General features: G+C 47.0%; 12 protein-coding genes. 5 read left to right on the top strand and 7 right to left on the bottom strand.

Features of this window, described 5'->3' with window-relative positions:
* Positions 1–150: 150 nt before the first annotated feature.
* The gene (locus QUB25_RS03445) at positions 151–1,371 is read left to right on the top strand and encodes an ABC transporter permease (RefSeq protein WP_333182008.1); all 1,221 of its coding nucleotides are present in this window, start codon (positions 151–153) and stop codon (positions 1,369–1,371) included.
* A gap of 321 nt (positions 1,372–1,692) precedes the next feature.
* Complete coding sequence (locus QUB25_RS03440; protein WP_333182007.1) at positions 1,693–3,420, top strand: phosphatase PAP2 family protein; 1,728 nt, start codon at positions 1,693–1,695, stop codon at positions 3,418–3,420.
* A 106-nt stretch (positions 3,421–3,526) separates the two neighbouring features.
* Here QUB25_RS03440 and QUB25_RS03435 read toward each other — a convergent pair whose 3' ends face one another.
* Positions 3,527–6,439 (bottom strand): glycerol-3-phosphate acyltransferase, encoded by a 2,913-nt coding sequence (locus QUB25_RS03435; RefSeq protein WP_333182006.1) that lies wholly within the window; start codon positions 6,437–6,439, stop codon positions 3,527–3,529.
* Between the two features lie 211 nt (positions 6,440–6,650).
* Here QUB25_RS03435 and psb35 point away from each other — a divergent pair, with 211 nt between their 5' ends.
* Positions 6,651–6,863 carry a photosystem II assembly protein Psb35 gene (psb35, locus tag QUB25_RS03430; protein ID WP_190745419.1) on the top strand — a complete coding sequence of 71 codons (213 nt, stop codon included), beginning with the start codon at positions 6,651–6,653 and terminating at the stop codon, positions 6,861–6,863.
* A 402-nt stretch (positions 6,864–7,265) separates the two neighbouring features.
* Here the strand turns inward: psb35 and QUB25_RS03425 are convergent, their stop codons facing one another.
* The 6 genes from QUB25_RS03425 to QUB25_RS03410 all read right to left on the bottom strand — a co-directional run bounded on the left by QUB25_RS03425 (position 7,266) and on the right by QUB25_RS03410 (position 12,180).
* Positions 7,266–9,002, bottom strand: coding sequence for a PP2C family protein-serine/threonine phosphatase (locus QUB25_RS03425; protein WP_333182005.1), 1,737 nt, complete (start codon positions 9,000–9,002; stop codon positions 7,266–7,268).
* On the bottom strand, positions 8,902–9,159 hold the full coding sequence (locus tag QUB25_RS29730) for an MHYT domain-containing protein (RefSeq protein WP_445251928.1): 258 nt from the start codon (positions 9,157–9,159) through the stop codon (positions 8,902–8,904). The genes QUB25_RS03425 and QUB25_RS29730 overlap by 101 nt, the downstream gene beginning before the upstream one ends.
* On the bottom strand, positions 9,153–9,317 hold the full coding sequence (locus QUB25_RS29725; protein ID WP_445251927.1) for an MHYT domain-containing protein: 165 nt from the start codon (positions 9,315–9,317) through the stop codon (positions 9,153–9,155). The genes QUB25_RS29730 and QUB25_RS29725 overlap by 7 nt, the downstream gene beginning before the upstream one ends.
* A gap of 385 nt (positions 9,318–9,702) precedes the next feature.
* Positions 9,703–9,954: a SpoIIE family protein phosphatase gene (locus tag QUB25_RS03420; RefSeq protein ID WP_333182159.1), complete on the bottom strand. Its 252-nt coding sequence runs from the start codon at positions 9,952–9,954 to the stop codon at positions 9,703–9,705.
* A 681-nt stretch (positions 9,955–10,635) separates the two neighbouring features.
* Positions 10,636–11,208 (bottom strand): DUF6658 family protein, encoded by a 573-nt coding sequence (locus QUB25_RS03415; protein WP_333182004.1) that lies wholly within the window; start codon positions 11,206–11,208, stop codon positions 10,636–10,638.
* Between the two features lie 234 nt (positions 11,209–11,442).
* Positions 11,443–12,180, bottom strand: coding sequence for a DUF2993 domain-containing protein (locus QUB25_RS03410; protein ID WP_333182003.1), 738 nt, complete (start codon positions 12,178–12,180; stop codon positions 11,443–11,445).
* A 276-nt stretch (positions 12,181–12,456) separates the two neighbouring features.
* Between QUB25_RS03410 and QUB25_RS03405 the strand changes: the two genes are divergently transcribed.
* Positions 12,457–13,869, top strand: coding sequence for an HD domain-containing phosphohydrolase (locus QUB25_RS03405; protein ID WP_333063430.1), 1,413 nt, complete (start codon positions 12,457–12,459; stop codon positions 13,867–13,869).
* Between the two features lie 234 nt (positions 13,870–14,103).
* Positions 14,104–14,697 carry a pentapeptide repeat-containing protein gene (locus QUB25_RS03400; RefSeq protein ID WP_333063429.1) on the top strand — a complete coding sequence of 198 codons (594 nt, stop codon included), beginning with the start codon at positions 14,104–14,106 and terminating at the stop codon, positions 14,695–14,697.
* Positions 14,698–14,713: the final 16 nt, after the last annotated feature.

Below are 14,713 nucleotides of genomic sequence, written 5' to 3'. Positions count from 1 at the left end.
TTGACTGTTGACTGTTGACTGTAGTAATTCATTATTAAGTGTGTCATGGTTTGCTGTGCGTCCAAATCCCAGGGGATTGGGATTGCGACGCACAGTAAACCATGACATTGGCCTGTTTTTCTTCTTCCTTCTTGTTCATTTAAAGAAAATATGAATTTTATTGAAAGCGTCAAAATGGCAGGTCAAACACTGCTAGCAAACAAAACTCGCAGCAGTTTAACAATGATTGGCATGATTGTCGGCAACGCCTCAGTAATTGCCATGATTGGAATTGGAGAAGGAGCTCAAAAATTTGTAGCAGGACAAGTTCAATCCCTGGGTACAAACGTATTAATCGTGAGGCCGGGAGTACCGAACGCTAGGCGAAGTACCATCTCAAGTGCGCCTCAAACTCTCGTACTGCCAGACGCAAAGGCGATCGCAACTCAAGTCCCATCCGTTCAAGGCGTGTCAGCAGAACTTAACAGTTCAGAGATTGTTCGCTACAGCAACAAAAATGTTTCGGCCCTAATTTTCGGCACGATTCCAGAATTTCTAGAAGTCAGAAGCTTTGAAATGGCAAAAGGGCGGTTTTTGACCGAACTCGATGTTAAGCAAAGTAATCAAGTTGTAGTTCTCGGTTCAGAATTAGCGGAGAAACTTTTTGGCAATACAAATCCCTTGGGCGAACAGGTGCGAATCCAAAATGTCAGCCTCAAAGTAATTGGAGTATTGGCGCCCAAAGGCACATCTTTTGGTACGAATTTTGATAATTCCGCCGCTGTGCCGATCGCCACAATGGCCAATCGCATAGTCGGGCGCAAATCTCCCTACGGTTTGACTGTCACGTCAATATTTATTTCGATTAAAGATGAATCGCAAATGGATGCGGCGCAATTTCAGGTGGAAAACCTGCTGAGACTGCGGCACAAAATTACTACCGAAGATGATTTTACTGTCAGAAATCAGAAGGATTTAATGGCAAGAATGGGGGCCATTTCCGGCGCTTTGACTCTGATGTTAACTGCTGTTGCCAGCATTTCCCTATTAGTCGGTGGCATTGGCATTATGAACATTATGCTGGTATCCGTTAGCGAACGCACTCAGGAAATTGGACTCAGAAAGGCGATCGGCGCATCTCAACAAGATATCTTATTTCAATTTATTGTCGAAGCTGTGATTTTATCCGCTGCCGGAGGGATAGTCGGTACTTGCGTAGGTGTAGGTGGTATCTTGCTTGTAGGTAATTTCACGCCCTTGCAAGCTGGAATATCACCCGTGGCGATCGCCCTTGCTGTCAGCGTATCCGGTGCAGTCGGCCTGTTCTTCGGCGTTGTCCCCGCCCGCCAAGCCGCCAAACTCGACCCGATCGCAGCTTTGAGGAGTGCTTAATAAATATATACTTACTCCGTTACACAATCCGCGCCTTTTATGCTGGTAAAAAGTATCTTGCTCTAAATATAAAAAAAAACTGTTTTTTTGTGAAAAATTAGCAACCTTGCAGTATCTTAGTCAGTTTTAAGGTCTGTATATTTACGCATATTCACAGCCCAAAAATTCATAAAAAGCCCGTTAAATATTAAATAAAGCTTGGTTGTGGCGTTTACGTCTCAACCAGAAAGTTTAATATTATTAAATAAGGGGTAAACACACCTAAGCATCTACAGATGGTACGAACCTTTGCGCTTTAATCAAAATATCCAATAAATAAACATGGCATCCCTCACCCCTAGTCCTAAATTTGACTATCTTGAAGGAACCACCCAACCAGACAGATTTAACGCCTTGGAGGGCAACGACATAATTTATGCCAACAGCGGAGACGACTATCTCGAAGGCGATGTAGGCAAAGACAAAATCTGCGGCGACCAAGGCAACGATACGATTGTTGGTGGTGCAGACGACGACATCCTCTGGGGGGGCAAAGGCAGCGATCTAATTAGTGGCGATTCCGGCAACGATCTCATCTATGCGGGCGTAGGTAGCGATACCGTGAGCGGCGGCACAGGCGATGATATCTTTGCCATTGCTAAAGGCAGCGGCGGCCCAACTGTAGCTGCCGCCGACTACATCGCCGACTTCGGCAACGGCAATGACAAAATTCGATTGCTAGACGGCCTCACCTTTGAAGCTTTAAACATCCAGCAAGGCACCGGAGTCAACAGCAACAGCACCGTAATTCAAGACAAACTCACGGGCGAGTATTTAGCAGTCTTGCCGGGAGTCAACAGCAACACAATCAACCGTGACCAATTCACAAATCAGCTATCGGCAAACCCTGTCATCGAGTGGAACGGAGTCATGCTGAATGCAGTGCGGACAGGCAACACTGCGCCTCCCCTCGCCTCCCGCAACATGGCAATGGTTCACGCAGCCATTTACGATGCTGTTAACTCGATCAGCAAAAAATACAGCCCTTACCGGGTCAACATAGATGCACCAGCAGGCACATCAGCAGAAGCTGCCACCGCTGCTGCTGCCCACCGCACCCTAGTCAGCCTCTACCCAGCGCAAGCAGCCACATTCAACGAAGTATACGCATCGTCTTTAGCTAAAATTACCGATGGCAAAGCCAAACAAGACGGGATTGCCCTCGGACAGCAAGTTGCCGACCAAATTATCAGTTCGCGGAGTACAGACGGCATCACCAAAGTAGTGGAGTACATCCCCTCAACTAACCTTGGCAGTTGGGCGCCGACTCCCCCCGCCCTTGCCCCGGCGCTGGCACCACACTGGGCCAAAGTTACTCCCTTTGCGATGACTAGCGGTTCTCAGTTCCGCCCGCCCGGCCCGCCCGCCCTTGACAGCGCCAAGTACGCAGAGGAAGTTAACTACGTCAAAGAAATCGGCAAAAGTGACAGCCTCACGCGCACCCCAGACCAAACAGCCATCGCCAAATTCTGGGCCAACGGCGCTGGGACGTTTACGCCTCCGGGCCACTGGAACCAAATCGCCGAAGAAACAGCGACTCTCACCGGCCAATCCTTAGAAGATAGCGCCCGCTTGTTCGCCCTGCTAAATTTTGCCCTCGCCGATGCAGCTATTAGCTGCTGGGATGCCAAGTATGAGTACAACTTGTGGCGGCCGGTGACAGCTATTCGCCAAGCAGACACAGACAACAATCCGAACACGACAGCCGACCCCCTATGGACTCCGCTGATCACTACTCCGCCGTTCCCTGAGTACACGTCGGGCCACAGTACCTTTAGCGGTGCAGCAGATGCAGTTATGACCTCTGTATTGGGTTCAGATTTTGGCTTTGCAGATAGGGGAGACAGGACTGTGAACACTTTGCGAACCTTTCAAAACTTCAGCGAAGCGGCCGACGAATCGGGCATGAGTCGCCTTTACGGAGGCATTCATTTCATGAGTGCTAACGTCAATGGTTTAAGTGTGGGTAGAAATGTGGGGAACTATGTTGTCGAGAATTTCTTAGTCTAAGAAACTAGGACTTGGAGATACAGCAGATTCCACGTTTATAAAGCTGTAGGGAGACGGCAGTGCCGTCTCCCTACCTACAAACAAGTTTTTACCTTTTTCTTTCCGTTTATTCGAGCAGTTCTACAGTGCCGAGATACCCATCTACTCGGACTTTTTGACCGTCTCGCAAGCGTGTTGTAGCTTCAGAAATATTCATAACTGCGGGAATTTTGTACTCGCGAGCGATTATTGCTCCGTGAGATAGTTGACCGCCAACTTCGGCGATAATTGCTGTTGCTCCTAATAGCAGCGGTGCCCAACCTGCATCGGTGTAAGGAACTACTGCGATCGCATTTTCTCCTAAATCCGTGCTGGCGGTGCGGCAAATCTTGACAAAGCCTTCGACACGACCAATACTTGCTGGAATTCCCTGGATGATATTAGTTTCTTCCGATGTTGCCAGTTCGATCGCCCTTGTCTGAGAATTTGGCAGCAAATTGCCGTAGACAACAGGGGGAATCTGGCGATCGCGATCGGCTACCAGGCGATCGCGCCTTTCCCTAATTGTCTCCTGAAAAGAAAGACTCGCGCCGCTGCGAATCCACTGCTGAATTTCGCCAAATTCCAGATAAAAAATATCCCCGCTTTCCTGAAACACCTGCATTGCCAATCCGCAAGCTTCAATCTCCAAAAAAGTCCAGCGCAGGTGAGCCAACAACCGCGCGTAAATTTCGCTAATTTCGTTTTTGACGATCGCTCTTGCCTGACATTTATCTAGTCGCCACTTCTGCCCAAAAGTCAAGCCTAATTTCCGCTTTTCGACTAAATTAGTTTCCGCTTTTTGAGCCATAGTTATTAGCAGTTTTTGGTAAATTTCCGGCTGTTCTCGCCAAGTAGGAACAGCAATATCCGTTCCCACCTCGCTCAAATATCCGTAAACATCAAGCCACTTTTCAAAGTCTGCTTGTAAAGCCGGATTTTCCGCAAATGTCTGTGCTAAATTTGCAACTGAAACAGTTTCGTCATGCTGCGAAACAGCAGCTTGCCGCAATTTATGAGCCAACTGCTGCAAAGCTCGCACAGAAGCAATTTCAGGAGCGCTGTCATTGTCGAGCCATTCATCTGAAACGCGAAAAATTGCCTTGCGAATAGCAAGCCCGATCGGCCCTAATATATTGTAGTAAGTAATCGGTTTCAGCCACTCCTGAATTTGCTCCGCTCTCTCCAACAATTCCGTTAAATCCGTTGCCGAACTTCCCTCTTTTTTCTCCAGACTTTGGAGTGCGGGGAGGAAAATAGAAGTACGATCGCCCTTAAATTCTGCATTGAGCGCCCTCTCTCGCTGCACCAGACGCCACAAACCAGGCAAATTCGGCAAAATCTTCCCCAAAGGCGGCTTGCCCATCTTTTGCCCTCTGAGCAAAAATTCCAAACCCTGCTCCGGCAATCCCATCATCCGAAAAATTTCGCCCAACAAAGTCGCATTAAAATAGGCGTGAGAACCCAGCAAAGTTGCCGTTTCATTAAAGTTTAAGCCGCTCGCGCGATCGCCCAAAACCACCTGAAAAATCTCTCCCCAAACCCCGCAAGTCAGGGGCCGGTTAATCGACCAAGTTAGCGGGCGAATTGCACCGGGAATCACTTCCGCTGCAATAGTGCGCGTCCAAAAAGGCTGCAAATTAGTAATCGGGCGGCTTTGCAAAATCCAAACTTTTTCCCCGTCCCAACTCCACTCAATATCCTGCGGAATTCCGTGAAAAAATGCTTCAATTGCTTGCGCTTGTTTCGCCAATTCTACTATAATCGATTGAGCAATAATTGAATTACTTTGAAGTTCATTTAATTGTTTTTCTAATAATTCCGGTTTACTAAAATCAATTTCTAAGTGAACCGGAGTATATTGTCCGCCGACAACCGCTTCTGCTCCTCCCGGTAAAGCTTCTATAATTACCTGGGAACCACCATCTAAAGGATTGCGACTGAACATGACTCCCGCAAATTCGCTGTCAATATAAGGCTGAATTAATACAGCAATTTGGGTGTCGGGCAATTGTCGCTGTCGGCGGTAAGCCACAGCTTCGGAAGTCCAATAAGACTGGCGACAGCGATTAATTGCATCGAGCAATTCTGCTTCAGTGAAAACAGGGCCAATAGTTTGATATTGTCCGGCGGCAGAACTCGTATCGCCATCTTCTCCCGCGGCAGAAGAACGCACAATCATTCGATTTGGGATGTGGGATTTTAGATTGTGAATGAAAGCATTCGGAATTGACAATTCATCACTATTTCCTCGATGCCCGATGCCCGATGCCCGATGCCCGATGCGCGCTTCTTGTGATAATATCCAACCAGAGGGTACATTAAACCCGGCTCGTTTCAGTTGAGACAATTTAGCGGCTTTATCGCCGCAGATTGCAGCATCTAACGAGTCATCAAGAGAAAACAATTGATCAGATTTAGATAAAGCCATATCATCACCCTGACTGAAATTAATTGCTGCTAACAACAAAGCTAATCCTGCTGCTGCTAAAAATTCGGGCATTGATTGTCGCCACACCCAAACCCAGATTGGGGTACACAGACACCCGCAACGGGAAGCAAATAGTCTCGCCCGATCGCCCTCACCCCACCACCGCTGTGCCAAACCCCACACCAGCAGCCCCCAAAGGCCCGATGATACAGCCATCGGCGGCGAAAATACCAAAAGACCCCAAACAGCGTTGGTCACGCCTCCACCTCGGGCGATCGCATATCTGCCCGCAACTAGAGGAATTAACAGGGCGATCGCGATCGCAGGTGCATCCGGGAAGCAAAATCGCCCCGCCAAAACCGGCAAAATACCCCTGGCTATTTCCGCCAACACCGCAGCAATTCCCGCTAATTTCCCCCCGTGAATGAAAGCAGCAGACACGCCCACATTTCCCGTACCCAGGGCCCTCAAATCTCGGCGGCTAAACACTCGCACCGCCCATCCCGTTAGCGGTAAAGCACCCAGGCTGAAACTAGCAGCCAACAGCAATGCTATTGTCCCCAACGGCATAAAATCAGCTCTCCTATTTTCAAGCTCTAAACATTATGACCGCAATTCTGCCAATTTTTCAGCCTTCAGATATATCAACCAAACGTCCTTAGCACTTAAAATAATGTAAAAGTAGAGTAGATAAGGATTTAGCCTAATGATAGATATCAGCTTGACCACTCCCATAGCAGTTGTTGTTGCACCCATCAAGCGAGTAATGATTGAGCTGCTCATGCAGCAGCCAGTGCCGGAATCAAGTGTCAGCTTGAGCACTCCAATATTAGTTCTTGTTGCGGGCTTTATTGCCGCAGCTACGATCGGCTCGATCGCCTGGTATAACTCCAAGCGCCCCCCCGGTTGGGAATCCAAAGAACGCCCTGATTTTGTACCCAAAGTTGATAAAGACGATTTGATTGCTGATGTTTCTGAGTCAAAGAAAAAATAGAATAAAGCTGTTTTAGCTCGGAAAAAGCTTTGATAGGAATAGGAATTACCCTGGCAAATCGATCCGGTAGGGTGCGCCTTGGCGCGCCTTACGCTATGTAGAAAGGCTTTGAGTGAATAGTTTTAATTGACCGAAAGCACTAATGTCAATAAAGGGAGCGCTCATCCCACGATCGATCGCTTTCTTTACATGGATGCAATATATCATTAGATATATTTAATCATAAAAATTTAGAAGTTGACTACAGCTTTGGAGTTCTCTTGAAATTAAACCTCTTTTGGGGGGCTGCGTTTGAGATATCTCACCACCTCTTCGTAAATTTGACTGCTAAGGCGATCGCCCCGCCAACCATTTTCCCGTTTCCTGTCATCAGTTTATTGTTTTGACGTATTTGCGATCGCTCTAAACCAATGGGGCTGCTTGAGGCTGTGACTCTGTTGCTACGCCTAATTCCGTCCGCTTCAAAACCAGCAGCGTAATATCATCAAATACTTTTTGATTGCCGATATGTCGCCGTAAATCGTCAATCACCGCTTGCTTAATTTCTTGTGCCGACAAATGCCAATTTTGGCTAATGACTTCACACATCGCCTCCATGCCATATTGTTTTTTCTTAATGTCTTTTGCTTCGGGAATACCATCGGTATATAGCACGATACCATCTCCTGGGTGTAGCTCCATTGAAATATGACTGATGAACTTAACAATGTCATCGTCAAGAGCAATAGGAAAGCCCAAATCCATCGTGTCGATACGTTCTACCTGTCCACCAAGGCGCACAATAATGGTTTCTTCATGCTGACCACTTATGCTGACCCGTCCTTCGGAGTAATTTAAAATTGCTAGGGTGAGACTTTTTTCGGACTTCATGCGCTGCACGTTTTTGTAGAGGGTGCGGTTGAGCGCATCTAGGAACCGAACCGGGTCTACTTCGGGGATTTCCTTGAGGGTGCGAACGGCGGTTTGCGCCATCAGCATCAAGATGCCACTTTCGAGTCCATGTCCAGTGACATCGCCGATGCCCAGAGTGACAACGCCATCGGTGTTTAAAACATCATAGTAGTCGCCGCCGACTTCATCGGCAGCCTCCATATATGCAGCAATATCGAGTCCTTCAATTTCCAGTTCCTCAGCATTGGGCAGAATCATCTGCTGCATCTGACGCACGATATCCAATTCAGCACCCATGCGGAGATTTTCTTCCTTGAGTCTCTCGTTGAGGGTATCTAACTTTTGCGCGGAGTCCGCCAGTTGCTCTATGGCTTGTTCGAGTCTATCGGATTGTACAAAGATCGATTGGTCAAAAACATCAAGCAACTGCGTCAAAGTCGCTACTTTGGATTTAAGGTGCGCTAGCTCCTGCTCAGTGTTTCTTGTGAATATTTGCCTAGAGGCTGTAGCAGATTCATCTTTTTGAGCGAAGACAGCTCCTCGATAGAAGGGCAGCAGTGCTGTCTTGACGTTCAGCGCCAGAGTGCTGAACATCTGAGCCGTGCTATGGGGAATCTGGACTTTCAAGAACATGATAATTGCAAACATATTGCCTGAAGGTAATAGACCACCAAACCCCAACACAGATTTGATTCCGAAGGGAATCACAAAGGAGTCTTGAGCGGGAATATATGGGCTGCCAATCGCTTCAGGTACATAGAAGACGTTGTATTTCCTCTGCTCGATTTCTACTAAAAGATTCGGGTCAGGGTTGATAACTGTTTTTATATCTAAGCCGAGCTGTCTGATGAGTTGTGAGATCATCGGCATCTGAGCGACTACAGATTCGCTTGCCAGTGGAATAGCTTTGTGTCCAACGGATGTGTGTCTTGAGTTCCATTCCGTTTGTTCTCCTACCGTTGCCAGTAGAGTCATGCACTTCATCGCAGGCAAAGCGGGAGAGTGGTTCAACATACTACGGGCATACTCGGCAAGTTCAACTTCTAAGTCTTCATAAGGGTGAGTTTTGAACAAACGGACGAGGGCGCAGGATTTCTCACCAGTTGACTTAGTACAGAAATTTTCGTAAAGATACCTAACAATTCTGTTACTCGCCTCTTCCATACTTTCCACCCCCAAGCCGAACTGGCGTAGAGCCCACCCGCATTCGGCCATGTCCCTTAAAGTGAATCTCGTCAAGTCGTACATCGGACTTCCTTATAGATTTGGAAATAACGGCAACTAAGAAAGACAGTGCCACAATCCAGTAATTATGGTGCATTTCGGCAGGTACTCGCATCGTCGCCATGCCAATATAAAGCATACTTCCAATGCCAGAACCGATGAAAATACCGGGGATTAACAATGAGAATCTGTGTGCAAAATTTGGATGCAAGCTATAGAAGGCGATACCAGATGCAATGACTGCGAGAAAATAACAATGGGTAAATCGTAGGCGATCGCTACTGCCAGGTGATAAGCCACCTTTCCTATCAAGTGCATTGCCCAGATGCCCGTTCCCATTGTCAAAGAACCACAAATTAACCAATCTAAGCGAATATTTTACCATTTAATCGAGTCATTATCTCGATTGATTATAAGGTAGTATAGGAGGCAAGAAGGGCAATAATGATGAAAAAAATGACGAGAACAACTCGTATTTAACTACCATTAATAGATTAGTCTCCTAAAAATTAAGACGGTGACTATCGCTTAGAATTTCTCTTAAGATTCAGCCTCTTTTGGGGGGCGGCGTTTGAGATATTTCACCACTTTTTCGTACGTAAATTTGATTGCTAAGGCGATCGCCCCGCCGACCATTTTCCCGTTTCATGTCATAATTTTAATTTTATTTTTTCGAGGTATTGGCGATGGCTCTAAAGCAATGCGGTGACTGGAGGCTGTGACTTTACTTTTTTTCTAGACCTAATTCCCTCCGCTTCAAAACCAAAAATGTGATGTCATCAAACACTTTTTGATGGCCGATATGTCGCCGCACATCGTCAATCACCGCTTGCTTGATTACTTGTGCCGATAAATGCCAGTTTTTGCTCAGGACTTCACACATCGGCTCAACGCCATATTGTTTTTTGTGAATGTCTTTTGCTTCGGAAATACCATCGGTATATAGTACGATACAATCTCCTAGCTGTAGCTCAATTGAAATGTGGCTGATGAACTCAGCAATCTCATCATGGAGGGCGATAGGAAAAAGTTTTCCCTCGCAAGCGACACCAATCTGTCGGGAGAGATCAGGGCAAAACTTCTGATATAGAAAGATTCAATACCACCCTGATGCCAATGAACTCTCGCTATTGTAATAAAAACTAGGTCATTTTATAAAAAGCTTTCCAATCATGTGGGAGCTATCGGGTATTTTATCCATGATTACAATCCTTCTTTACGCCTAAAAGTGTTTGGGGTTTTTTATGGAACTGTAAAATAATTTTAAAATTTAAGTTTTGTAACGGAACTTTCGTTGGCATCGTCAGCTAATTCACTCCGAACAAATGTCGAGTTTGGCACAGTTAGTCGCTGCAGTCGCTCACGAAATTAACAACCCAGTCAGTTTAATTTATCATAAAATAGTTCATGTTGCTCAATATGTTTGAGATTTATTCAACCTGATTGAAATTTACCAGAAATACTGTTGGGAATTCGCCGCCGAAATCCCCGAAAATGTAAAATATATTGCTCTGCATCATATCAAAAAAGCATACAAAGCGTAAATTTTGTAGAGCAGGTAGCCGCTCTACAAGCGTTTATCTGGTTTCAATAAATTATATTATTTATGGAGGGGCTAGTTTCATACAGCCCCTACATAATTTTTGGTTCTGCTAGCTTATTTTTGCAGCGGATTGAGTTTCGTAACGGAACTTTCCTTGGCATCTTCAGCGCTATCTTTGAGGAAACCAGAAGCATCCTTAAACGCTGCGCCTACTCTCTCTAAAATATTGGCATCGGGATCGCTGCGGTCGAATACGGGTTGAGCCTTGGCCGGCTGTCCGTCTGGCGCGTCTAACAGAGTTTTATCTCCGCCGAGTTCGAGGTCGAACTTGTCAGTTTCCATCGGTGCAGAACCAGGATAAAGCAGTTTTGAGGAATTAGATTCAGCAGTAGTCGAGGCCAGGAGACGATCGCCCACGAGCGACAAATCAGCCCGATTCTTTTCTGCTTGAGCAGGCGACTGATTTACTTTAGGATCGGTGGATGTTTTATAATTCGTGTATCCATCACCGCCACCCTTGTGAGGATTATTCATTCCTCCAGCTTGAACGGGAGGATTGTCAGGCCGAGCACCTCGAACATCGCCCGAATTGCAAGCGGTGCTGGTAAACAGCAGCACACCTGCCATAAATACAGTCAAAAATTGACCGATACGCAGTCTTTTAAAAAAAGCAGTTACAGTGTTCACAAAATTTTTCCGATTTTTTACTACCACTTGTTAAGAGTAAAAGTAAACTCCCCATGCCTGCCTCTAACGGCGGTGATATTTTGGTGCGGTTTGCTATCGACTCTTTTATAACTTTAGAGGGATTTCATAAACGGCGGAGTTTTTTCCAAAGCAAAGCATAATGGTAGGGTGCCTCAGTTCCAATAGTTGCTGGAATTGAAGAGCTTTTTTGTTTCTGACACACCCTAGAACCTCCTAATTAGGGAATTGTTCTACTTTCGCTTCAGCTTGCAAAGTCAGCAAACCAGCTTCCACATTTAGCTGCTGAACCCGCAGGGACATTCCCTCAATTTCAAAATTTCGCAAGTTTAAAACTTCACCAGCTTTGTCCGCCAAAGCTTCAGTTAACTCCGGCGAAAATTCCTTGTTTTCAGGATACTCGACATCCTGAAGAGAAATTGCCCAACCGTCCGCTGCGATCTGAGGTTTTGCTGTAAAATAAATTTTTTCAGTTGAGGCAGTTTCCCGCACCAATACCTCAGCATTTAAAGCTATTTTTCCGGCTAGCAATTGGCACTCAATAGTGTTAACGTCTATTGTCTGCTGTTGCCCCTCAACAGTAACTTTTAAGTTTTTCAGTTTCCTGCTGATGTATTCGGAATTAAAAGCGCGGTTGATATCGCTTTCTGTTAAAACTGCGCGCGCCCCACCGAAGGCAGGCCCGTTCAGTTCAATTTTGCCAAACATAGCGGTGAGGGGATTGACAGCAATATCCTTGACGTGGATTTGCAATTCTTCCACGCGCAAATCTTGTTGCATTACCAATCCTTTGCCCTCAACGGCAACGGCCTCTACTGAACCCTGCGCGAGCTGAATCGGATCGGTGTTAACTGTCACAGACAAAGTTTCGGATTCGTCTAATTTGCTAGCAATAGCAATCTCGGCCACTTTGTCGATCGCCTGTTCCCCTAAACTTCTATTTTGTTGAAGCACGCTCAGAATTCCTAATAATCTTGTTTAAAAAATAGTAGTTAATACCTAAGTCATTTACCGTCTTCCTCCCGGCAGGTTTATCGTCTGAAAAAAAACTCAGCCAAAGACAGAGGGTTTTCAGAAAATTACTAAAATTAATCAGGTACTCTTCGGCGCACTCTACATTGACTCGGTTGCGAAGCGGTGAAAAATCAAAAACTCGGATTTTTGCCAAAAGTCTTTTCGAGAAGTTCGATCGCCCGCTACAATAAGTAAGAGCCGGCACCGCTTTTTGCAATGAATTCAGAATCAACTCTCGCTAGACTACAAGCTACACTTCCCGACGGAAAACTGCCTTCTAGCTACGGGGTATACTTCAAAAACACCCTAGTAGCCCTATGTCACGCCCTAGAAGACCACATTTTGCAAACCAGTGGCGGGGACAAGAGCGAACTCCAACCCTTAGTTTTGGTGACGTTTCAGCAGGGTAAATGGTATTTACAGGAAGCCGATCGCTACCTAGATATTGCTAATGCCTCTCGGCGCGTTGTCATCGGTGCAGTAGCCGACAGCGGTTTCGCTACCCACAAAACCGGGCAATTAGAAAATGTATCTTTAATAAATCTCGATGAGAACGACCCAATAATCCAAGAATGGAATTTAATCATCCTCGCCCCGACATACAAAGCAATGGTGCTTTGTCGCGAACTTTCAGACCAGGAATACTTGCCCGAGGGCAAGCCTGAAGTAGATACAGAACGAAAGTTCTACGGTTTGTGGTCGTTCGACCAGTCTTTGGTGTCGGCTGCTGCGGAAATTTTTATAGAACAGACGCGACATTACAACTCTCCTCTGGCAGACAGTTTGCGGGAAATGCACCACGAAATCCTGGCAACTAAAGGTCCGCCCTTGGCCGACATTAGCGGCGTAGTATCGCGGATCGTCACTTACCTGCAAAGTTCTCAGCAGCAAATGGTGGCAATTAACCGCCAAACCCGCGAGTTGTGGGAATTGGAAGGTCAAGCTTTGCGCGTCAGCCGCAATTTGAACGCTAACAAACTTCAAGCTTTTCTGCGGATGGCCCAGCGCGTGGACGAACGCGATACCTCAAATCCTACAGCGTCTTTGCAGGTGGCGGCTTTGTCGGAAACTTTGGGTCAACTGCTGGATTTGCCGGCTTTGCAGTTGCGGAGGCTGCGGCTGGCTGGATTGCTATTTCGAGTCGGCTTAATTTCGGCCCCGAATGAGGTGTTCGATCGCACCCCCGATCAATTCGACCCAGCAACTTTCTCTTTTTGGCGCGATCGCAGTTTCATTGGTTCCCAACTGCTGCAAGCAATGCCGGAACTAGCACCTGTGGCGGAAATTGTCAAGCACCAACTCGAATATTGGGACGGCAGCGGCAGGCCAGAGGGTTTGCGAGGCGAAACAATACCCGTTGCTTCGCGGATTTTGGGGTTGGTCGCTGATTTTCAAGAATTGACTCAACCGCGTGGCGATCGTCCGGCTTTGAGTTTGAGCGAAGCTTTGGAACAGTGCCGCGAACTGTCTGGCACTCGCTTCGATCCGGCTTTGGTGGAAACTCTCAGCAATGTCGTCAGGCTGGCAGAAATGGGTTTGATGCAGTTACCGAACCGCCCGAGCCAACTGCCTAACGTGTGGTTGGAGGATTTGGGCGATCGAACGACCGCGACCGCTCCGGCATTATAAAATAACTGGATGGGTAATGGGCGATCGGTAATTGGTAATGGGGAACTTGTACAGAGCTTGTGCTGAGCGCAGCCGAAGTGCCTAGCCGAATTATTGGGCATTTAAAACTCAGCACAAAATCTTTTCCAACACTACAAAAAATCAGCCTGTGCTTGCTAAGCGCACCCTAACACTGGGAGTTGTAGCAGCAGCCGGTCTGTGCGCTAATGACTAATGACTAATGACTAAAAACTAATGACTAATGACCTCGAAGCCATACGAAAAGGCAAAATTTTGATGTTGGCCGGCACTAATTTAGCCGGAAAAGACTTAGCCGGAGCTGATCTCGCCGGTGCTAACTTGTCTCAAGCCAATTTGAGTGGAGCTAATCTCGCCGGCGCTAACTTGCAGCGGGCCGTATTGCGAGCCAACCTCAGAGGTGCTGACTTGAGCGGCGCTGACTTGCGAGGCGCAGATTTTCGCAATGCCGATTTGCGCGGAGCTTCCTTCGCTAACGCTTTAGTCCGCGACGCAAGTTTTGGGGGTGCTTTTTTGACGGGGGCATCCATCGGCAATTTGGATTTGAGCGGTGTCGATTTTCGTGGCGCCGATTTGCGGGGCGCTGCTTTGGCTCGGGCAATTTTGCTTGGTGCCGATTTGAGCAATGCCAATTTGTCAGGCGCTGATTTGTCGGGAGCTGACTTGGAAGAAGCGATCCTGAATGGAGCCGTACTGCGCGGCGCTAACCTGACGGGGGCTAATTTGCTTTGCGCGTTGATCGAAGAAACCGTTTGGGATGGGGCATTGCTCGATCGCGCCTGTCTCCAAGGCACCCCCCTGAGCGTTTAAATTTCAACAATGTTGT

Source organism: Microcoleus sp. B3-D7, from assembly GCF_036705305.1.
Lineage (GTDB): Bacteria > Cyanobacteriota > Cyanobacteriia > Cyanobacteriales > Microcoleaceae > Microcoleus.
The sequence above is the reverse complement of the archived record's forward strand: the minus strand, read 5'-3'. Positions and strand labels throughout refer to the sequence as shown.